The organism is Halolamina sp., assembly GCF_036626355.1.
Lineage (GTDB): Archaea > Halobacteriota > Halobacteria > Halobacteriales > Haloferacaceae > Halolamina.
The window spans coordinates 1-19,958 of sequence record NZ_JAZKRY010000036.1 but is presented as its reverse complement, the minus strand read 5'-3'; the positions used below and the strand labels follow the sequence as shown (position 1 = coordinate 19,958).

At 65.1% G+C, this 19,958-nt stretch carries 24 protein-coding genes; 19 read left to right on the top strand and 5 right to left on the bottom strand.

From position 1 onward, the window contains the following. Nucleotides 1-21: 21 nt before the first annotated feature. Together V5A38_RS07470 and V5A38_RS07465 are read left to right on the top strand one after the other, a co-directional pair. Nucleotides 22-408 (top strand): hypothetical protein, encoded by a 387-nt coding sequence (locus V5A38_RS07470; protein WP_332325130.1) that lies wholly within the window; start codon nucleotides 22-24, stop codon nucleotides 406-408. Continuing rightward, on the top strand, nucleotides 409-1,038 hold the full coding sequence (locus V5A38_RS07465; protein ID WP_332325129.1) for an METTL5 family protein: 630 nt from the start codon (nucleotides 409-411) through the stop codon (nucleotides 1,036-1,038). Here V5A38_RS07465 and V5A38_RS07460 read toward each other — a convergent pair. Next, a complete protein-coding gene (locus V5A38_RS07460) occupies nucleotides 1,035-1,541 on the bottom strand; it encodes a hypothetical protein (RefSeq protein WP_332325128.1) in 507 nt (168 codons plus the stop codon). The two genes, V5A38_RS07465 and V5A38_RS07460, sit on opposite strands and share 4 nt — an antisense overlap. Before the next feature lie 94 nt (nucleotides 1,542-1,635). On the opposite strand from V5A38_RS07460, the gene V5A38_RS07455 reads away from it, so the two are divergent. Together V5A38_RS07455 and V5A38_RS07450 are read left to right on the top strand one after the other, a co-directional pair. After that, on the top strand, nucleotides 1,636-2,316 hold the full coding sequence (locus V5A38_RS07455; protein WP_332325127.1) for a carbonic anhydrase: 681 nt from the start codon (nucleotides 1,636-1,638) through the stop codon (nucleotides 2,314-2,316). Between the two features lie 93 nt (nucleotides 2,317-2,409). Continuing rightward, nucleotides 2,410-2,646 (top strand): hypothetical protein, encoded by a 237-nt coding sequence (locus tag V5A38_RS07450; protein ID WP_332325126.1) that lies wholly within the window; start codon nucleotides 2,410-2,412, stop codon nucleotides 2,644-2,646. 93 nt (nucleotides 2,647-2,739) lie between these two features. Here the strand turns inward: V5A38_RS07450 and V5A38_RS07445 are convergent, their stop codons facing one another. Continuing rightward, a complete protein-coding gene (locus V5A38_RS07445; protein WP_332325125.1) occupies nucleotides 2,740-5,340 on the bottom strand; it encodes a heavy metal translocating P-type ATPase in 2,601 nt (866 codons plus the stop codon). Between the two features lie 500 nt (nucleotides 5,341-5,840). Here V5A38_RS07445 and V5A38_RS07440 point away from each other — a divergent pair, with 500 nt between their 5' ends. Both V5A38_RS07440 and V5A38_RS07435 read left to right on the top strand, forming a co-directional pair. Next, nucleotides 5,841-6,059 (top strand): DUF2892 domain-containing protein, encoded by a 219-nt coding sequence (locus tag V5A38_RS07440; RefSeq protein ID WP_332325124.1) that lies wholly within the window; start codon nucleotides 5,841-5,843, stop codon nucleotides 6,057-6,059. Nucleotides 6,060-6,061: 2 nt separating this feature from the next. Further along, a complete protein-coding gene (locus V5A38_RS07435; RefSeq protein WP_332325123.1) occupies nucleotides 6,062-6,658 on the top strand; it encodes a class I SAM-dependent methyltransferase in 597 nt (198 codons plus the stop codon). Between the two features lie 341 nt (nucleotides 6,659-6,999). Here the strand turns inward: V5A38_RS07435 and V5A38_RS07430 are convergent, their stop codons facing one another. Both V5A38_RS07430 and V5A38_RS07425 read right to left on the bottom strand, forming a co-directional pair. Continuing rightward, the gene (locus tag V5A38_RS07430) at nucleotides 7,000-7,566 is read right to left on the bottom strand and encodes a DsrE/DsrF/DrsH-like family protein (protein WP_332325122.1); all 567 of its coding nucleotides are present in this window, start codon (nucleotides 7,564-7,566) and stop codon (nucleotides 7,000-7,002) included. After that, nucleotides 7,563-7,808, bottom strand: coding sequence for a sulfurtransferase TusA family protein (locus tag V5A38_RS07425; protein WP_332325121.1), 246 nt, complete (start codon nucleotides 7,806-7,808; stop codon nucleotides 7,563-7,565). The genes V5A38_RS07430 and V5A38_RS07425 overlap by 4 nt, the downstream gene beginning before the upstream one ends. 247 nt (nucleotides 7,809-8,055) lie before the next feature. Here V5A38_RS07425 and V5A38_RS07420 point away from each other — a divergent pair, with 247 nt between their 5' ends. The 10 genes from V5A38_RS07420 (at nucleotide 8,056) to V5A38_RS07375 (ending at nucleotide 15,230) form a co-directional block, all read left to right on the top strand. Beyond that, on the top strand, nucleotides 8,056-9,249 hold the full coding sequence (locus V5A38_RS07420) for an MBL fold metallo-hydrolase (protein ID WP_332325141.1): 1,194 nt from the start codon (nucleotides 8,056-8,058) through the stop codon (nucleotides 9,247-9,249). Nucleotides 9,250-9,257: 8 nt separating this feature from the next. Next, nucleotides 9,258-9,770: a YeeE/YedE thiosulfate transporter family protein gene (locus tag V5A38_RS07415; protein ID WP_332325120.1), complete on the top strand. Its 513-nt coding sequence runs from the start codon at nucleotides 9,258-9,260 to the stop codon at nucleotides 9,768-9,770. Next, a complete protein-coding gene (locus V5A38_RS07410) occupies nucleotides 9,771-10,253 on the top strand; it encodes a YeeE/YedE family protein (RefSeq protein WP_332325119.1) in 483 nt (160 codons plus the stop codon). A 14-nt stretch (nucleotides 10,254-10,267) separates the two neighbouring features. Then, nucleotides 10,268-11,437 (top strand): inorganic phosphate transporter, encoded by a 1,170-nt coding sequence (locus V5A38_RS07405; protein WP_332325118.1) that lies wholly within the window; start codon nucleotides 10,268-10,270, stop codon nucleotides 11,435-11,437. A gap of 162 nt (nucleotides 11,438-11,599) precedes the next feature. Next, the gene (locus tag V5A38_RS07400; protein WP_332325117.1) at nucleotides 11,600-11,749 is read left to right on the top strand and encodes a hypothetical protein; all 150 of its coding nucleotides are present in this window, start codon (nucleotides 11,600-11,602) and stop codon (nucleotides 11,747-11,749) included. A gap of 2 nt (nucleotides 11,750-11,751) precedes the next feature. Continuing rightward, on the top strand, nucleotides 11,752-12,789 hold the full coding sequence (locus tag V5A38_RS07395; RefSeq protein WP_332325116.1) for a sulfite exporter TauE/SafE family protein: 1,038 nt from the start codon (nucleotides 11,752-11,754) through the stop codon (nucleotides 12,787-12,789). 118 nt (nucleotides 12,790-12,907) lie between these two features. Continuing rightward, entirely contained in the window at nucleotides 12,908-13,312 is a 405-nt protein-coding gene (locus tag V5A38_RS07390; RefSeq protein ID WP_332325115.1) for a helix-turn-helix domain-containing protein, read from the top strand. Nucleotides 13,313-13,500: 188 nt separating this feature from the next. Beyond that, the gene (gene trxA / locus V5A38_RS07385) at nucleotides 13,501-13,854 is read left to right on the top strand and encodes a thioredoxin (RefSeq protein ID WP_332325114.1); all 354 of its coding nucleotides are present in this window, start codon (nucleotides 13,501-13,503) and stop codon (nucleotides 13,852-13,854) included. Beyond that, entirely contained in the window at nucleotides 13,855-14,880 is a 1,026-nt protein-coding gene (locus V5A38_RS07380) for an FAD-dependent oxidoreductase (protein ID WP_332325113.1), read from the top strand. 17 nt (nucleotides 14,881-14,897) lie between these two features. After that, on the top strand, nucleotides 14,898-15,230 hold the full coding sequence (locus V5A38_RS07375) for an SHOCT domain-containing protein (RefSeq protein WP_332325112.1): 333 nt from the start codon (nucleotides 14,898-14,900) through the stop codon (nucleotides 15,228-15,230). A 132-nt stretch (nucleotides 15,231-15,362) separates the two neighbouring features. On the opposite strand, the gene V5A38_RS07370 is transcribed toward V5A38_RS07375, so the two are convergent. Beyond that, nucleotides 15,363-16,916, bottom strand: coding sequence for a long-chain fatty acid--CoA ligase (locus V5A38_RS07370; RefSeq protein WP_332325111.1), 1,554 nt, complete (start codon nucleotides 16,914-16,916; stop codon nucleotides 15,363-15,365). Between the two features lie 162 nt (nucleotides 16,917-17,078). Between V5A38_RS07370 and V5A38_RS07365 the strand changes: the two genes are divergently transcribed. From V5A38_RS07365 to V5A38_RS07355, 3 genes are all read left to right on the top strand, one after another. After that, nucleotides 17,079-17,348 carry a hypothetical protein gene (locus tag V5A38_RS07365; protein ID WP_332325110.1) on the top strand — a complete coding sequence of 90 codons (270 nt, stop codon included), beginning with the start codon at nucleotides 17,079-17,081 and terminating at the stop codon, nucleotides 17,346-17,348. 162 nt (nucleotides 17,349-17,510) lie between these two features. Next, nucleotides 17,511-18,665: a succinylglutamate desuccinylase/aspartoacylase family protein gene (locus tag V5A38_RS07360; RefSeq protein ID WP_332325109.1), complete on the top strand. Its 1,155-nt coding sequence runs from the start codon at nucleotides 17,511-17,513 to the stop codon at nucleotides 18,663-18,665. A 549-nt stretch (nucleotides 18,666-19,214) separates the two neighbouring features. Further along, the gene (locus tag V5A38_RS07355) at nucleotides 19,215-19,655 is read left to right on the top strand and encodes a universal stress protein (protein ID WP_332325108.1); all 441 of its coding nucleotides are present in this window, start codon (nucleotides 19,215-19,217) and stop codon (nucleotides 19,653-19,655) included. Nucleotides 19,656-19,958 lie beyond the last annotated feature (303 nt).

Below are 19,958 nucleotides of genomic sequence, written 5' to 3'. Positions count from 1 at the left end.
CAGTGAATATGGCTATTCAGCATGAGCACGAGCGTGGAGCAAGCGGTCGCGGCCTGTCGCCCGGCAGAGATCGAACCGGTCGAACTGTCGGCTGAATCACTCGACACGACGGCACCGGGGTATCTGCGAGAACTCAAACGCGAGCTCTCGAACGAGGGGTACCAGCCGGCGCAGCTCAGTGTCGAGGCGCGTTTCGAGGAGGACTGTTCACTCGCGACCCAGGAGGAGGCCGACCGCCTGCGCGCGTTCGTCCGGGCGGCCTCGTTCCTCGGCGCCGGCAGCCTCACGGTGACCGTCGATGAGGTCGGCGACGCCGAGAAGGTCCGGCCGGCGCTTTCGGCGCTCGCAGAGCGCGCCCACCGCGAAGGCGTCACACTCAGCGTGGAAGGGCTCGACGTTCAGGCCTGAATGGGTTCGAAGCGCGCACTGGCTGAACGGCTCCACGGCCTCGCGGGCTTTCGCGCTCCCCAACTCGAGTTCGAACAGTATCCGACGCCGCCGGATCTGGCGGCGCATCTCGTTCATCTCGCTGACCTGCAAGGCGACATTACTGACCGAACCGTCCTCGATCTCGGTACCGGGACCGGACTCCTCGCGCTCGCAGCCGCCTGTCGCTCGCCAAACCACGTACTCGGGCTGGAACGCGACCCGAGTGCACTTGCCGTTGCCCGCGAGAACGAGCGGTCCGTCGACCCGGCGCGTTCGGTCGACTGGCTCCTCGGCGACGCGACACGGCCGCCGCTCTGTCCCTGTCCGGATGCTCCGGTGACGACGCTGATGAACCCACCCTTTGGCGCCCGGACCGGTAGCGAGGGCGCCGATCGGGCGTTCCTCGAACGCGCGGCCGAGCTCTCCACCGTCTCCTACTCCATCCACAACGCCGGCAGCCAGCAGTTCGTCGAGGCGTTCGCCGCCGACGAGGGCGGCGAGGTAACTCACGCCTTCCGGGCCGAGTTCGAGGTGCCACGACTCTACGGCCACCACGACAGTGACCGGACGGAGATCAACGTCGAACTGTTTCGTATCGTCTGGGCTTAATCCACCAGCCGTTCGGCGAACCAGCCCAGCCCCCGGTCGTCGAGATGTAATCCGACCCCGAGCATCGCGTAGCCGAGCACGAGCAGCGCGCCATTAAGATACGTGTGACAGGCACCATCCCCGAGCTCCACGCCGATGCGGACGCCGCTACGGAGCAGGCGCGCCCCAAGGGGTAGCGCGCCGTCGACGGCACAGCCACCGCCGAAGGCGGTAAACGGGGCGGCGGCCACGAGGAGGTAGCCGACCCACGCCGGGTTCTCACGTCCGGCCCGCCGGTACTTGGTCCGCGCAGCGACGAGCAGGAGCCCGGCGAACGCGAGTAGCGGGAGCCAGGCGACGAAAAGCGGGAGCTCGCTGCGCTGGGTGTGTGCGAACAGCCACAGGGACGCGACGAGCACGCCCAGCTGGCCGGCGACGACGGCAGTCGCTCGCGTCCAGGCCAGCACGACCCGACGGACCGAGGCGGCTGGCCTCCGGACCGGCGGGACCCACCGCCGCGACATGGCACGCGATTGTTCAATCACCTACCTAACTGTTCCGGCTCGGTCCAGGAACGAAAGCAAAGAGCACTATTCACCCGGGGGCATCCCCCCGCATATGGACGAGCGCTTTCTCAGGATGCTCGACCGCAACGCCGACCACGCCGAGGCCTTCGACGGCCGGTTCGACGGGCTCCAGCACGAGCAGCATCCCGACGCCGTCACGGTCTGCTGTTCGGACTCCAGAGTGCTCCAAGACCACATCTGGGGGAACGACCAGCCCGGCCGCGTCTTCACCTGCAGCAACATCGGCAACCGCGTCGTCCAGCAGACCGCCGAGGGCGAGGTCGTCTCCGGCGACGTGCTCTATCCCCTCACACACACCGGCACCGAAACGGTCGTTGTCGTCGGTCACACCGGCTGTGGCGCGGTTACGGCGACGTACGACTGGCTCACCGATGGGCTCTCGGAGCCGGCGGGAATCGAACACTGTCTCGAACTGCTCGCGCCGCATCTCCAAGGGGGCCTCGAGGCACTCCCGGCCGGCCTCGACCGAGCGGCCGCCATCAACCGGCTCGTGGAGTACAACGTGGACCGCCAGATCGAGTTCCTGCGCGAGAGCGACGAACTCCCGGACCGCATCCAGCTATTCGGCGTCGTCTACGACTTCCAGGACGTCTACGACGGCAAGCGGGGCGAGGTACACGTCATCAACGTCGACGGCGAAACCGAGCCCGCAACACTGCGGGAGAACCATCCCGAGGCCGCCGAGCGCATCGACCGACTCTGGACCGACTGACAAGTCGTCAGTCGGGCTCCACGTCAGTTTTCGAGTCCACGGGGAGGAGTTTCAGCAGGAACCCCTAACTGTCCTCCCCTCCTACGCTCGCATATGGCTGAGAAACATGTAACCGTCTCCTGTGGGGCCTGTGACCTGACGGAGACGTTCGACAAACTCGCCACGGCCCGGTCGTTTATCGAGTCCCACCGGACGGAGACGGGCCACGACCCGACGTGGGAGCTCCCTGAACTCGCCGCAGGCGTCGAACGGGCCGGTGCCGAGGCCGGTGTCTGTGGCCGATCCGGCTGCACGACGACAGAGTCGCCGCTGTATCAGGGAGACCAGTAGCGGGAGGAAGCGGTCAGCCGAAACGGTGGGTCGCCAGCTCGGCTGTCGTCGCCGGTCGTCGACTGGGAGGCGAGCAGCACCCCTCGCGCTGTTCTACCGGAGCCGGCCGAACAGTTCGTAGTCGTGGTCCGGGGTGTAGCGTCGGAACAGCAGGCTGTTGGTCAACACCGACACGGACGAGAACGCCATCGCCCCGGCCGCAAGCACTGGTTGCAGCAGTCCGAGCGAGGCCAGGGGGATCATCGCCGTGTTGTAGCCCAGCGCCCACACGAGGTTCTGCTTGATCTTCTTGAGCGTCGCATCCGAGATGCGGATCGCTTTCACCACGTCCAGCGGGTTATCACGCATCAGCGTCACGTCCGCGGCTTCGATGGCCACGTCCGTCCCGGAGCCAATCGCCGTGCCGACGTAGGCGACGGCCAGCGCCGGCGCGTCGTTGACCCCGTCGCCGACCATCATGGCCTGTCGCCCATCGTGTTGAATGCGCTCGACGGCACTGGATTTGTCCTCCGGAAGCACCTCCGCACGGACGTTCTCGGGTGCGATGCCGACGCGCTCGGCGACCGCGCGGGCGGTCCGCTCGTTGTCCCCGGTGATCATCATGACGTCGATCCCCCGCTCCTGGAGGGCGGTCACCGCCTCCTCGGACTCTGCTTTCACCGTATCAGCGTCCGCGACGACGCCGACGAGCGCGCCCTCGTACGCGACGAGCATCGCCGTCTTCCCCTCGTTCTCGAGACGCTCCATCGTCTCCGCGGCGGGCGAGGGGTCGATCTCGTTGTCCCGCAGCAGCTTGCGGTTGCCGACCAGCACCTCGCTCTCACCCACTGTTGCCCTGACCCCGTGGCCCGGAACGTTCTCGAACTCGTCGGGGTCGGTCACGGTGAGCCCGCGTTCCTCGGCCCCATCGACGATGGCGCGAGCGAGCGGGTGCTCGCTCCCGTGTTCGGCCGTCGCCGCGAACCGGAGCACGTCGTCCTTCGTAAGGCGGTCCCGGGTGGTGGGCTGCTCGTCCGCCAGCGCCGGCTCGCCGCCGTCCGGGATCGGGTTCCCTTCGCCGTCGAAGACGACCACGTCGGTTAGCTCCATCTCGCCTTCCGTGAGCGTCCCCGTCTTGTCGAACACGACGGTGTCGACGTCTTTCGCTCGCTCGAGGATATCCCCACCCTTGAACAGAACCCCGTTCTGCGCGCCGATGGTCGTTCCGACCATGGTCGCAGCGGGCGTTGCCAGCCCCAGCGCGCAGGGACAGGCGATGAGCACCGCGGACGCGAAGACGATGACGGCGAACTCGAAGACCGAGACCGTCCCCCCGACGGCTGCGGGCCCGCCGGCGACCTGCCCCCACAGCGGGAGCCAGTCGACGAACCCTGCGAGCAGTTCCGGGAAGAGGAACCAGATGGTGCCCCACAGGAGCGCGTTCACGATCACCGCCGGCACGAAGTACGCTGAGATCCGATCCGCGAGGTTCTGGATCTCGGGCTGGCGGGACTGGGCCTCCTTGACCGTCTGGACGATCTGCTGGAGCGCCGTATCCTCGCCGACCTGGGTCGCCTCGACGACGAGGACGCCGTTTTCGTTGATCGTCGACCCGACCACCTCGTCGCCGGCGGCTTTCTCGACCGGCACCGACTCGCCCGTGACCATCGACTCGTCGACGGCGGACTGGCCGTCGACGACGACTCCGTCGGTTGGAATCTTCTCGCCGGGGCGGACCTTCATCCGATCACCCGTCGACACGTCCTCGAGCGGAACCGCCTCTTCGGTCCCGTCGTCGTGGACGAGCGTCGCCGTCTCGGCTTCCATCTCGAGGAGCTTCCGAAGCGCCTCTCCGGCCTGCCCCTTCGAACGGGCTTCGAGGTAGTTCCCCAGCGTGATGAACACGAGAATCAGCGCTGCCGTATCGAAGTAGAGGCCGCCGGCGATGAGGCCGCCGAGCACCGCGACCGAGTAGAGATAGGCGGTCGAGGAGCCGAGCGCGATGAGGACGTCCATGTTGGCCCGCCCGTTCGTGACGAGCGCCTTGTACGAGTTCCTGTAGAACGGCCAGCCGAGCACCGCCTGGACCGGCGTCGCCAGCAGGAGTTCGACCCATCCGATCGAGACACCGAACACCGTCTCCGGGACGAGGCTCCCGCCCAGCAGGAACCGGTCCGCGAGGAAGAACAGCATCGGGGCCGACAGAATCGCCCCGAACAGCGTCAGCTTGAGCTGCTTGGCGATCTCTTCTTCGCGTGCCGCGTCACGCGCGTCCTGCCCCGACTCCTCACCACCCTCGCGGACCGGCGAGTAGCCGGCGTCCTCGATGGCGTCGTACATCGCCTCCAGCGATGCGTCCGCTGGGTTGTAGGTGACCTGTGCTTCGTCGGTCGCGAAGTTGACCTCCGCGTCGACAACACCTGGCGTCCGCTCGAGTGCGGTCTCGTTGGCCTCCGCACAGTTCGCACAGGTCATATCGGAGATGGCGATGGTCACCGTCTCCGAAACGGCGCCGTAGCCCGCCTCGTCGACCGCGTCGTAGATCTCTCCGAGCGATAGCTCCTCGGGGTCGTACGTCACCGAGCCCTCGTCGGTGGCGAAGTTGGCGTTCGCCGCCGAAACGCCGTCGAGGGCTTCCAGCGTGTCCTGGACCGACGCCGAGCAGTTGGCGCAGGACATCCCCGTGATATCGAGATGTGCCGTTCGCGTTGCCATTGGAGTGTATTACGTGGTCCACCCTTAGGCGGTTTACTACTTGGATACCCCTGCTCGCGTGTGCCAGAAACTTTGGAGTGCAAAGTGAGCCACGGACCGATGTTTGAGACGATGGGGGTGCTCTCGACGCGAACGGCCGGCTGAGGGCAGACACGGCCCCTTCGCCGCCGATTCGAGGGGGCTCGCCTGGATTATCGACAGGAGTTCCCAGACCCGGATATCCGTGCGATAGCTGGACCAGTTGCACGGAGTCCGCACACACGAGTTCCCGGGATCCGTCGCTGAAGTAGGATACAGTACTGATAGGTGCATTCCAATTCGCTGTCGCCGACACAGTACTACCACCCAGAGTGAGTTGAAATGCCAAACCGCTCCGTCCGACCGCAGTTCCCGAGGCGGGCAGCCTGACCGGGCAGAATACTCCAGACAGAGTCTCCTCGTGGCTCGTCGCCGAGAGGCATATCGGGAACGTTAACACGAAACTGCCTGTAGTATTGGGTATGAACGTCAATATTGGGGCGACGGACCGGACCGTGAGATTAGCCGCGGGCGCGCTACTGGCGGCTGTTGGACTCGCCGGTGCCGCCGGAATACTGAGCCTCGGACCGACCGTCGGCGTCTTCGCAGTTCTGGTCGGGGTCGTCCTCATCGTGACGGCGATGATGCGGTCGTGTCTCGTCTACCGGATTCTGGGTGTCGATAGCTGTGACGTCCGGTAGCGATGGACCGGTTTCAGAACACGGGGCAGCCTGACTGGGGATGGTGGGGTCGGCTCTGGCCGACACCCGGTGAGACGCTTCGCCGCCTGGGTATCGGGCCGGGGGGGACGCTCGCCGAAGTCGGCTCAGGCAACGGCTACTTCGCCCTGCCTGCGGCTCGGATTGTGGAGCCGAACCCGGTGTACGCGGTCGACCTCGACGAATCGGTGCTCGAGGAACTCCAACTGCTCGCAGATATGCACGGAATCGACAACGTCGTCACGGTCCACGGTGACGCGAGAGCGCTTGCGGGCACCCTCCCCGAGGACGTCGACACCGTCCTGGTCGCGAACACGTTCCACGGGGTCGCGAACCCTGAAGCGTTCGTTCAGGAGATATCGGAGACGCTCCGGCCTGAGGGCCGGTTCCTCGTCGTCAACTGGCACGACCGGCCGCGTGCGGAGACGACCGTGCTGGACTCGCCACGGGGCCCACCGACCGAACTCAGGCTGTCGCCCTCGGAGACCTGCGCGATCGTCGAGGCCACGGGTGCGTTCATCCGAGCCAGGCAGATCGAGCTCCCACCCTACCACTACGGCCTCTGTTTCGACCGGGTCTGAGTCGGCCATCTCGGGTCGAGAAGACGTTCGCTCGTCAGCTCTCCGTCCGGCTTCCGCTCTCTCAGGGCAGCCGTGGTCGCAGGGAGGAAATAACTTGTTCTCGACCGCGCAGCTCCAACTACGGCCGCACCTGAAAGCCGTACTGGGCAGTTCACGGAGTGAGACTCCAGTATTGGTGGTGGTGAACGAGTCGCGAGGTCAGGGTGCCGACAAGTTCTTCGAGACACAGTTTGTGGGGGAGGGCCCATCCGAGCAGGTTTCCCACGGGTCAGCGAGCCGAATCAGCGCCAGGTCGTAGTGGACGCGCTCCCCTCGAAGAGCCGTGCAGCGAACGCGGGTGCTCAGACGAGAAGCTGGATATCCGCGTCGGCCATATCTTCCAGCGCCGTCGCGGCCCCAACGCCGGTGGTGACGCCGTCGTAAAAGTCGTCTTCATCGTACCCCATCAGTTCGATGGTCATCTGACAGGCCTGGAACTCCACGCCCATGTCGAGGCTGGTCTGGAGGAGCTCCTCGATGGAGGCGGTGTCGTTGTCGTCGATCTTCTTCTCCATCATCTTGGTCGTCATGCGGTCCATCCCCGGGAGCGCGCCGACGATGTTTGGGACGGGCATGTTCGGGTTGCCGACCGAACTCAGCTTCAGCTTCTTCGCGCGCTCCTCGTGGAGGATTTCCAGCCCCCAGAACGTGTGGAACACAGTCACCTCGTAGCCGAAGGCGGCCGCCGTGCTGGCGAGGATCAGCGGCGGGTACGCCATATCGAGGGTCCCTTTCGTCGCGATGATAGACATCTTCTTGCCGCCGTCTTCGGTCGTGGCCTCGCTCAGCGCGGTCTCGAGTTCGTCGATGCGGGCAGCGAGCTCCGCGCGCGAGGGCGCGTCTGCGGATCCGGGCGTGTCCGCGCTCATTCGGTCTTCCGGACGTAGTGTTTGTACACGTCGCCGTCCTCCTCCTGGGTGAGGAGCTCGACGCCCTCGGTGCCGGCGGCCCACCCGTCGATGTCGCTCATGCTTCCCGAGTCCGTCGCCAGCACTTCCAGAACCTCGCCGGCCGCGAGTTCGTCGATAGTGGTCTTTGTCTTCACAACTGGCATGGGACACGATGCGCCTTTCACGTCGAGCGTCTCCGCGATATCGAATTTTGCACTCATGGTGTTGTCTGCTCCGTTGGTCTGTATTGGAGCTAGTCCACAATATAGGACACGCCGTTAAAAGAATGTTGGTTCCTGGGTGCTCCCCAAATTGCTCTATTGCACCCGAATTACGGGTTATATCGTGTACAACGCAGCCGGATAGCCCCATCTGACGCCAGTTCGCTATGGGGTGTGGTATTGCATGATATACGGAATTCTATGCGAACTCTTTTATATGTCCATCCGGTATACCCTAATGCACAATATGGACGCCGATGAATATCCGACCCCGGATGTGCCAGTCGAATCGATCACTCCGGAAACGCTGAAAGACCGCATCGACACCGGTGAGGATGTCACGCTCCTCGACACGCGAATGAGTAGCGACTACGAGGAATGGCGCATCGAGGGCGAGAACGTTGAATCGATCAACATTCCGTACTTCGAGTTCCTCGACGAGGAGATCGACGACGACGTTCTCGACCGTATCCCCGCGGACCACGAGGTGACCGTGCTCTGTGCGAAAGGTGGCGCGAGCGAGTACGTCGCCGGATCGCTGAAAGAGCTCGGCTACGAGGTCAACCATCTCGAGGAGGGGATGAACGGCTGGGCGAGCATCTACGAATCCGTCGAGATCAGCGGCTACGACGGCGCCGGAACGCTCCTGCAGTACCAGCGTCCGTCGTCGGGTTGTCTCGGCTACTTCGTCTACGACGACGACGAGGCCGCCATCATCGACCCGCTCCGTGCGTTCAGTGACCGCTATCTCGCAGACGCCGAGGAGCTCGGCGTCGAACTCACCTACGCGCTCGACACGCACATCCACGCAGACCACATCTCGGGCATCCGCACGCTCGAGGAGGAAGGTGTCGAGGGCGTCATCCCCGAGGCGTCGGTCGACCGCGGTGTCACCTACGCCGACGAGGTGACGACAGCGGCCGACGGCGACACCTTCGAGGTCGGCGACGCCACGATCGAGACCGTCTACACGCCCGGCCACACGACCGGGATGACGTCGTATCTCGTCGACGACAGCCTGCTCGCGACCGGCGACGGGCTGTTCATCGAGAGCGTCGCGCGTCCGGACCTGGAGGAGGGCGACGAAGGCGCTCCTGACGCGGCGCGCATGCTCTACGAATCGCTCCAGGAACGCGTCCTGACGCTGCCCGACGACACGCTCATCGGTGGCGCGCACTTCAGCGGCGCGGCCGAACCCGCCGACGACGGCACCTACACCGCGACGGTCGGCGAACTGGTCACGGAGATGGACGCGCTCACGACGGACGAGGACGCGTTCGTCGAGCTGATCCTCTCGGATATGCCGCCCCGGCCGGCCAACTACGAGGACATCATCGCGACGAACCTCGGGCAGAACGCCGTCGACGACGACGAGGCGTTCACGCTCGAGCTCGGGCCGAACAACTGTGCGGCGAGTCAGGAATCGCTCGCGGATGACTAATATCGTCGATGGTGAGTGATCCGCTCGTCCTCCAGACGGCCGCCGAGCTGTTCCCGAACGGGATCAGCCGCTATGCTATCGGGGGCCTTCTGGTTGGGCTGGGTGCAACGATCATCTACCTCGGGACCGGTATCAGCGCCGGCGCGAGTACGTTCCTCGAGTCGACGCTCTCGTACGTCTCGGGGCAGTCGCGCTTCCAGCAGTACGTTAGATCCCGTGACTGGCGGTTCGTGTTCACCCTGGGTATCATACTGGGTGCCTCCGTCTATGCGTTCATCTTCCAGGGTGAACCCTGGGCGCTCCAGGCGAGTGCGTGGACGACCGACGTCCAGCCGTGGCGCCTGCTCGTCGGCGGGGTCTTCGTCGGCGTCGGCACGCGCGTCGGAAAGGGCTGTACGTCCGGTCATGGCGTCTGTGGCGTCGGTTCGGCGTCGAAGACGTCGATTGCCGGCGTGGCCACGTTCCTGCTCGTCGCGATCGCAACCGCACAACTCGTCGCTGCACTCGGGGTGAGTCCGTAAGTGTCTGACCGCCATCCCGCGTTCATGCCGTTGATACTGCTCGGTGGCCTGGTCTTCGGCTTCGGGCTCGCCTACAGTCAGATGGCCCGACCGGAGGTTGTGCTGAGCTTCCTCCAGTTCGAGGACCTCGGCCTGCTGTTCGTGATGTTCGGTGGTGCCACGGTCACGGGTGTGGCGTTCTTCCTTGCGCCACGGCTGCTCGGGGGCGCGCCCCTGACAGGTGATAGCTTCGAGCGCAGACTGAAATCGTTCGACAGGAACGTCGTGATCGGCGGCAGCCTCTTCGGCGTCGGCTGGGGCCTCTCGGGCATCTGTCCCGGTGCCGCTTACGCGAGCCTCGGGATCGGGAACGTCACGATCCTGTGGGCGCTCGCGGGGATGTTCATCGGCGCCTACCTCCAGGGCTACTGGCGGAGTCGCGCTGGCGATGCCGACAGGAGCAGTCCTGCCGCCGACGCTGACGTGGCGCCCGGTTCGGACTGACCGCTATTTTTCCAATGGATCCCGCTCTGATCGCCCTCTTTGTCGTCGCCGGGCTCTCGAGTCTGTTCATGGCCTGGGTCATCGGCGCCGGTTCCAGCGGCGCGACCCCGTTCGCGCCAGCCGTCGGCGCCAACGAGATTTCGACGATGCGTGCCGCGTTCGTCGTCGGGATTCTCGGGTTCGTCGGCGCAGTCACCCAAGGAGCCAACGTCTCTGAAGCGATCGGGAGCGGACTCGTCGGCGGTGTGAGCCTGCCGCCGACGGGCGTGATCGCGGTGCTCCTCATCGGCGCCGGGCTCATGGCGGTCGGCATCAAGACCGGCTATCCGGTCGCGACCGCGTTCACCGTCACCGGGTCGGTGATCGGCGTCGGGTTGGCTCTCGGCGGCGAGCCGGTCTGGCCGAAGTATCTACAGATCGGTGCCGTCTGGCTGTTCACGCCGTTCGTCGGTGGCGGGATCGCGTACGCCATCGCGACAGTTCTCCCACGGGCCGACGTCCCCGAGCGCCTCAGCGTCGCCGCCCTGGCCGGGCTGGTCGGCGCGGTGATGCTGAACGTCGAATTCGCGTTTCTCGGCGACGACGGCGGCGGGTCACTGGCGGGCACCGCCCAGCAGCTAACCGGAGTCGGTCAGCCAATCGGGCTGCTGGTTTCGGTACTCGGTGCGGCCGTCGTCGCGGGAGTCGTGTCGGTCGACATCCGCCGCGATACGGTTGGCGGACTTCGCCGCGTCCTGCTCTCTCTCGGCTCACTTGTTGCGTTCTCCGCTGGCGGGAGTCAGGTGGGTCTCGCCGTCGGACCACTGCTCCCGCTGCTCGACGAGATGCCGATGGTCTCGACGCTCGCCGTCCTCGTCGGTGGTGGGTTCGGGATGCTCATCGGATCGTGGACGGGCGCCCCACGGATGATCAAGTCTCTCGCCCGGGATTACTCCTCGCTCGGCCCGCGACGGTCCATCGCCGCCCTCGTGCCGTCGTTCCTGATCGCCCAGCTCGCCGTTCTCCTTGGCGTCCCGGTCTCCTTCAACGAGATCGTGGTGAGTGCGATCATCGGGAGTGGCGCTGCCGTCGGTGGACTCGAGGCGATCAGTTTCCGGAAGATCGGCATCACCATCGCAGCGTGGTTCGGCTCGTTCGTCCTTGCCTTCCTACTCGCGTTCGTCGTCGCGACGCTCGTTCTGTAGCAGCGGTGGCTCACCCCGCTGTCCGTGTGTTCGCTATAACGTATGGACGACCGCCCCAGATAGTATTGTATCATAATCCCATAACCGTTAAGTACTGTAGTCGGTTAGACGGTAGCGAGTACGATTCCATGAACTACACAATACTGCGAGAAGAGATAATCGATGTTCGGTGTTGAAAACGCGACCGGGCTGACCGGAGCGGGACTCGTAATGGGGATCGTGCTGCTCGAAGCGATGCTCCTGTACGTGGGATACGGAGCGCTCGAGCAGCTCCTCGGCGCGAAGCTTGTCAAGATCGTGAGAGGGAAATGACGATGGAACTGTTCGGCGTCAGCGTAATGCTGCTCTCACTATTTGCCGGGTTCGGGGTCCTCATCGGGCTCCTCTTCGGCTTCTTCGGGATGGGTGGCTCGTTCCTCGTCACCCCCGCACTGATGGTGATGGGGTACGATACTGACGTCGCGGTCGCCTCAGGGCTCGCCTTCGTGTTCGCGACCTCGGTTATCGCGACGCTGAAACACCGGGACCTCGGCCAGGTCGACTACAAACTCGGGGTCCTCATGATCGCAGGGACGACCGGTGGGATCGAGGTCGGAAAGATCGGACTCCACTACCTCCAGGATATCGGGCTCGCCGACACCGTCGTGAGCGTCATCTACGTCGGCCTGCTCGGGGGGATCGGTGCGTTCGTCACCTACACCGCGATGAAGGGCAGTGACGATAGTGGTGGCATCAGTCACGAAGCCGAAGCGGACGCGGAGATCGACCCGGACGCGATCCCGGATATCGCGAAGAAGATCCAGTCGTACAACATCCCCCCGATGATGCGCCTCCGTGGCGGCATCAGGGTCTCGCTGTGGCTGATTCTTGGTGTCGCGTTCGCGACCGGGCTGCTCTCCGGCTTCCTCGGCGTCGGTGGCGGCTTCATCCGGATGCCCGCGCTGTTCTACCTCATCGGCGTCCCGGTTCCGATCGCGGTCGGGACTGACCTCTTCGAGATCGTGTTCTCGGGCGGGATCGGGAGCTTCCTCTACGCCATGGACGGCGCGGTGGAGCTCTCCATCGTCGTGCCGCTGCTCGCCGGGAGTGCGCTCGGTGCACGCCTCGGTGCCGCGGCGACGAGTCTCGTCAACGAGGACGAGATCAAGGTGTACTTCGGCGTGATGTTGCTGCTCGGTGCGATCGCCGTCGCGATTCGCAAAGTCGGCAACTTCCTGGATATTCCAGTCCTCCAGACCGTGTCGCTCGTCATCATCGTCGGCGCCGCGGCGCTGGTCGCCGGCGCCGTCGTGGTGAGTTCGATTCAGGCGCTCCGGGCGGAGCAACCGGCGGCGGCAACTGTCGCGGACTAGCCCGACGCCACACCCCGCTTCGTCGCGCGAAACGAGGACCTCAGCGGTTCGTGAGTATGATTGTGCAATCTCTACACAAGTCTTTTAACGAGGCAGTTCATACCTGTGAGTGATACTAATGGTAGATTCGATGTCCGAACAGCTTCGACAGGACATGACCTGTGAGGGGCTGCTCGAGTGTTTCCACGGGCTCAAAGAGCTCGATAAGGAGTGTTTCCGGATGCTCGTGAACGCCGAGCAGCCCATGACCGTCGACGAGCTCGCGGAAGCGGTCGACCGCGAGCGCTCGACGGCGTACCGGTCCGTGCAGCGTCTGCTCCAGACGGGGTTCATCAAGAAAGACCAGATCAACTACGATCAGGGCGGATACTACCACGTGTACTCGCCGACCGACCCCTCGAAGATCGCAGACGATATGCAGCGGCTTCTGAACGACTGGTACGCGAAGATGGGTCAGCTCATCCAGGAGTTCGAGACGAAGTACGAGCAGGGCGAACCGACCACGGCGTCTGTCGAAGGATAGGGCCGTTTCGGCGGTTCAATATGCTCTACCTGCTGTCTGCTTCCCCGCCCGGCGCCGGTCCTGGCCTGATTTTGCTCCGGAACGTCTCAGACGGATAGCTCGGCGGCAGCTACCGGGGAGGGTCTGCGACGTAGTATTGCATGAGACTCCCAAAACTCTTAATTACCACTACTCCCTACATACTGGTGATGGCAACTGAATCAGCAACTGACGCTGACGCACCAACCGAGCCGATTTTCGTCGACGGACAAGCCAACCTGAAGGAGGTCGTTACCGAGAACGACGTCGTCCTCACGGACTTCTACGCCGACTGGTGTGGTCCGTGTAAGATGCTCGAACCGATCGTCAAGTCGCTCGCTGCGGAGACTGACGCCGCAGTGGCGAAGGTCGACGTCGACGCCAACCAGCAGCTGGCAAGCGCCTACGGCGTTCGTGGCGTCCCGACGCTCGTCCTGTTCGCTGACGGCGAACAGGTCGAGGAGATCGTCGGGGTCCAGGGCGAGGACCAGCTGCGCATGCTCGTCGAGCAGTATACGGAATAAATGACTGACGAGGTGCTGGATCTCGTCATCGCCGGCTCAGGTGTCGCTGGTCTCTCGGCAGCGGTGTACGCTGCCCGGGCCGATCTGGACCCGCTCGTCCTCGAGGGTGACGAGCCGGGTGGCCAGCTCACGCTGACGACCGATGTCGAGAACTATCTCGGCTTCCCCGACGGCGTCGGCGGGATGGAGCTGATCCAGCGCGGTAGGGAGCAGGCCGAGCAGTTCGGTGCGACGTTCGAACACGGCAGCATCGTGTCGGCGAGGACCGACAGTCGGCCAATCGCCCTCGACCTGTCGACCGGTGATACCGTCCGCACACGCGCACTCGTCGTGGCGACGGGTGCGAGTGCACGCTGGGTCGGCGCCGAGAACGAAGCGGAGTTGATGGGCTACGGCCTCTCGACATGCGCGACGTGTGACGGTGCGTTCCACCGCGGCGACGACGTGCTCGTCATCGGCGGCGGGGACAGCGCGATGGAGGAGGCGCTCTTTCTCGCAAAGTTCGCCGACTCCGTGACGGTCGTTCACCGCCGCGACGAGCTTCGGGCCTCCGAGATCATGGCCGAGCGGGCTCGCGAGCACGACGATGTCACCTTCCGCTGGAACACGGAACTGCAGGCCATTCACGGCTCGCAGGAAGACGGTGTCAGCAGCACGACTCTCGTCTCGCATCCCGACGGCTATCCGCGGGAGAAGGCGGCCGCCGACGTCGATGTCGAGACCGAGACCGTGGACGTCGGCGGCGTGTTCTACGCCGTCGGCCACACGCCGAACACGGCGTTCCTGGACAACACCGGCGTCCAGCGCGACGAGGACGACTACATCGTCCCACAGGCTGACGAGGCCGGGCGGCTGACGGCACGGACGACAGTCGACGCCGTCTTCGCCGCCGGCGACGTCGCCGACCCCGAATACCGACAGGCGATCACCTCGGCTGGAACCGGGAGCATGGCCGCACTCGACGCTGAGGAGTACCTCGATTCACTCGACGTGGCGCCTGAAGCGACGCCGACCCCTTCCGCGTAACCACCGCAAGACCCACCATGACCCACCGACAGCCTTCTGCGATACTCCGAGGCGTGCTGACAGCGCTTGTAGTGATGCCGTTCGTCGGCGTTGTCACAGCACAGGGGAGTGGGATGGGTGGAAGGGGCGGAATGGGCGGGTTCGGCTGGTGGCCGCTGCTCTGGACGCTACTCATCCTGGTGGTCGTTGGCCTGCTCGTCGTCGCCGCCCTCGACCGCGGCGGCGCGTCCGGGACGGCGCAAACCGACTCCGATGATGCGCTCGCGACGCTTCGGACGCGATACGCACGCGGGGAACTCTCGGACGAGGAGTTCGAGGAGCGGCGAGCGCGCCTCGAGAACCAATCGTAAGCGGTCGCAGTTCCCCTCGTCTTCCCTCTGTTCTGCACCTGGTGGCGGCAAACTCTCCCTGAGTCCCGTATGCTCCGCGGGGAACTCGAAGATTCCCTCGTGGGGCGGTCGCCCCCGAGGACGCCGTCGAGCCTACTGTTCGTGAAGCTCGAACTTCTGGACCTTCCCGGTCGTCGTCCGCGGGAGTTCGTCGACGAACGCCACCTCACGCGGGTGTTTGTACTCCGCCAATCGCTCCAGACAGAACTCCCGGACCTCGTCGGCCGTGAGGTCAGTGTCCGGCGTGGAGACGACGAACGCTTTCACCGTCTCCCCGCGGCGTTCGTCGGGGATACCCACGACGGCCGCGTCGGCGACGCCGTCGAGTTCGAACAGCAGTTCCTCGACCTCTCGGGGGTAGACGTTGTAGCCGGCAGTGTTGATCGTGTGGTCCTCCCGGTCGACGACGTAGAAGAAGCCGTCCTCGTCGTGATAGCCCAGATCCCCCGTGTGGAACCAGCGCTTCCCGTCTCGTTCGGTGAACGCCGCCTCGTTGGCCTCCGGTAATCCGGCGTAGCCAGCCATCACACAGGGACCGGCGACGACGACTTCGCCGGTGATGTCGTCGAGTTCCGCCTCGTCGTCCACCGGTCCGCGTTCGACAGGCGGCACCTCGGTGAACTCCTCGTCGACGACTTTCGCGTCGACGTCAGGAATCGGCTTCCCGATACTTCCGACTCGTCGGCCCCGCTCCTCGGTGTTGAAGTGGGTGACCGGGCTGGTTTCGGTGAGCCCGTACCCCTCGTAGACCGTGGTGTCGTAGAGCTCTTCGAAGCGCCGAAGCACCTCCGCGGGGATGCCCGAGCCGCCCACCCCGGCCATGCGGAGCGAGGAGAGGTTGAACTCCTCGGCGTCGGGCTGGTTGACGATGTCGTTGTACATCGCCGGGACGCCGTGCATCAGCGTCAGCTTCTCGGTCTCGATGAGCGAGACGGCTTCCTGGGCGTCCCACGCCGGAAGCGGGTAGTAGGCGGCCCCGTTGAACAGCGTCGCGTTCATCACGACCGTCATCCCGTAGATATGGAATAACGGAAGCACCCCGAGCTGTTTGTCCGCTGGGTTGGTTCCCTCGGGCACCAGGTCGGCTGCGGTGAGGGCGTTCGAGGCGAGGTTTCGGTGGGTCAGCCGGACGCCCTTGGGCTGACCTGTCGTCCCGCTCGTGTACGGTTGGACCGCGAGGTCATCCTCGTCGCGGGCGACGACCGCTGGTTCAGCATCACCGAGGAACGCCTCGAACGCCGTCGAACCCTCCGTCGCCTCGCCGACGGTGACGACGTGTTCCACGTCGGTCTCTTCGCGAACCTCGTCCACAAACGGGACGAGGTCGGGGAGAGTGACAACCGCCTTCGCCCCGCTATCGTCCAGCAGGTGGCGGATTTCGCGGGATTTGTACTGCGGGTTCATCGGAACCACCACGCCCCCCGCGCGCAGCGTCCCGTGGAACGCGGTGACGAACTGCGGGAGGTTCGGGAGGTAGACGGCAACCGGGTCACCCTCACCGATGTCGCGTTCGTTCAGTCCGGCGGCGAACTGGCCGGTACGGGCCCAGAGCTGGCCGTAGGCGGTCGCCTGTCCGTTGAACGCGACTGCGGGCCGGTCCGGATGCGCCTCGACTGCGTCACGCAGGTGCGTGGTGAGGTTCGACATGACATCAGACTATCGAGGGTTCGCCTCTAAAGAGTTACGCGCTCAGCTCGCACGGGTGAGAAGCTGCGACGGATGTCAGCGCGCAGTCCCGGGAATACGTCGCCGCCGTGCCGACGGGCGAAGCTCTTTGTGTATTGGTCACGTGCCTCAAAAGGCATCGTGATGAAACCGTGTCAAAACTGTCAGGCGGTAATCAACGAGTATCTCTTGGATAAACAACTCGAACCCCTGCGTGAACTCACGGTCGACGACTTCAACGTCTGTGCTGACTGTACGACGATCGTTGCTGATGCGTGTGTGAGCTGTTCCGGCGCGGTGTACGTTCCCCGAGGCGAATCCGAGGTTCCCGACTACTGTCCGGCCTGCCGGTCCGATCATATCGAGCGAACCGGGACGGACCCCGGCTGGACCCGCGACTCCGTGTCGAGCTAACTGCGGTCTTCGGTGTAGTGAGTGCTGTGGCGGAGTGCGAATCCGCTGTCGCGGCCAGCCTCGGGCGGAGTCTCGAGGCCGGCGTCGACGACGGACCGCCGAGACACCGGCGAGAGCGTCCGTCGCCGGTGGGCCTTTGCTCCCCCCGTACGGAACGGCCCCATGGAACTCGGAACCGCGAGCGCGACGCGGGGCGAGCTATCGAGGGGGCATCTCACCGTGACTGAACTTCCGACCGGCACCGAGGAGCGCTTGCCGGTCTGTATCGCCCAGGGTGAGGAAGCGGGACCGACGCTCTGGGTGACGGCCTCGGTTCACGGCGACGAAATCACGGGGATGGCTGTCGCTCAGGACCTGCTCACCGACTCGCTCCCAGAGGAGCTTTCGGGCACGCTCGTCGTCATGCCGAACCTCAACCCGGCGGGGCTCCGGCGCAACGCCCGAACCTCCTACTACGGCGACGATGACCCGAATCGCTACTTCCCGGACGGCGAGCACAAACCCGAGGAGCGCGCCCGCCCGCCGGAGATCCAGGAGCGCATCAACCGCCGGCTCTACGACGAGATCGTCGAGACGGCCGACGCCGCGGTCAACCTCCACACCGCCGGCATCGGCTCCAGACCGTTCCTCATCCGCGGCCGGGTCCCCTACGGCGATCGCCGCGATGAGGAAGCGGCGCAGGGGGTGGCCGACGAACTCGAGGACATGGTCCAGGCGTTCGGCGTTCCCGTCGTCAATCAGTACGCCCAGGAGGAGTACGAGGAACTGGGCCTGAACCGCGCGCTTTCGCCTGCGCTGCGTGACCTCGAAGGAATTCCGGCGTTCACCCCCGAACTCGGGAGCCACAGCGTCGTCGACGAGCTGAACCGCCGGGCGGGCGTCACGGGCGTCCGCAACGTGATGCGCTCGCTGGGGATGCTCTCCGGAGAGCCGGAACCAAACGAGGCAGCCCCCGAGGAACCAGTCCAGTTCCCGGTCCGACGCCACCGCGGTCCCCGGACGGAGACCCCCGGAATCGTCCGGCATCTCGTCGACGCGGGCGACGTGGTCGAGCCTGGGACGCCGGTCGCGGAGATCGTCACGCCGCTGGGGGCCGTGAAAACCACAGTCAAGGCAGAACACGACGGCTACGTCGTCGGCCGGATGGAGGGCGGCGTCGCCTACGAGGGCGATCCGCTGCTGAGCCTGGCTGTCCGAGACGAGAGCGAACTGGTGGTCCCAGCGGACGGGGAAAACGGCGACGCGGAGAGCGGTGATGACGAGAGTGGTGACGGCGAGGGCGATGGGGAAAACAGCGACGGCGAGACCGGCGGGTAGCTGAGTTCCCTGTTCGCCCAGTCCACCCTGCCGATGGGCCAGCCAGGGGAGAACGCATCCCGGACAGCGGTTCGCAAAGCCGCAGTCGCAGGCCGACGTGGGTTCCTTCGAATCGCCGGCGACGGCGTGAGGCCTGGGCGTTCGTCGAGGCGCTCGACGTGTTCAACTTCGCCTGGAGCCTCGGTGGCGCTCGAGCAGGTCTGACCGCTGTCGCGAGGTCGTCGTGGGCCGCGAGCAGTGTTCTTGTTCCGCTCGGTGTGGCCAACCGGTTCGGTCTCGTTCTCGCGCTCACGATGGGCGTTCTGTTCCCGTCTCGACTGTCGTTGCTCCGGGTCGGGTATCTGCTTGTCGCGGCCCTGTTTGTCCTCGGTCGTCTGGTCTGCGTTGGGCCGCACGAGACAGAAGATCGTGGGGCACACGGTTTGGTAGGCAGGACAAGGTCTCGTATCGAGAGGAGGCTCACCTGTGACTAAAGACCTGTACCGTCCGGAGGGTGGGGCCCCCAGTCTATCGGACAGTTTCATAGCAACGCAACTGTAACCCGTTCGTATGGAACCCAGCGACAGCGATGAGAGCCAGCCGCTGCTCGAGCATGTGCTCTTGCCTGTTGCCAACGAGGTGGACGCCCGAGCGACGGCGGCGGCGCTCGAACCGTACGGCCCCGACGACGTGACCGCTGTGCACGTCGTCGAGAAGGGTGGCGGCGTGCCGGACAAAACGCCGGCCGAGCAGTCCGAGAAAGTGGCAGCGGGGTCCTATGCGGCCGTCCAGTCGGTCTTCCCCGATGCGCAGGAACACACCGCCTACGCCCGGGACGTCGTCACCGCAATTTTCGAGGTCGCCGAGGAGGTCGACGCCAGCGCCATCGCCTACCGCTCCCGCGGCGGCAACCGCATCGTGCAGTTCCTCTCGGGCGACCGCTCGCTGAAGCTGGTGACGAAGGCCGACCGGCCCGTGATTGCGCTGCCGCGCGTGGAGTCGAACGATTGATAGTGATTACTGCGAGTCTGTCCCGCCGTGACCATCCGGGTCGGTGATGGAAGCCCCTGACCCGGCGGCGTTCGACACCGTCGATGCACCGATTCGCCGTAATCACTATGAGCATGGCCCCGGACAGCCGTTTCGGAGCGTGAGCTTCCTCCAGCGAACGCCACGGCCCTGAGTTCGAACCGCGCATCCGTGGGCGATGGCGAATGCGAACCAGGTCCCACATTGGTCTCGAGTAGCCCCGTTCGAACAAGACCGAGCGCGTGGCGCTGAACAGTTGGGTCAGTACGCAGGACGACGGACCAG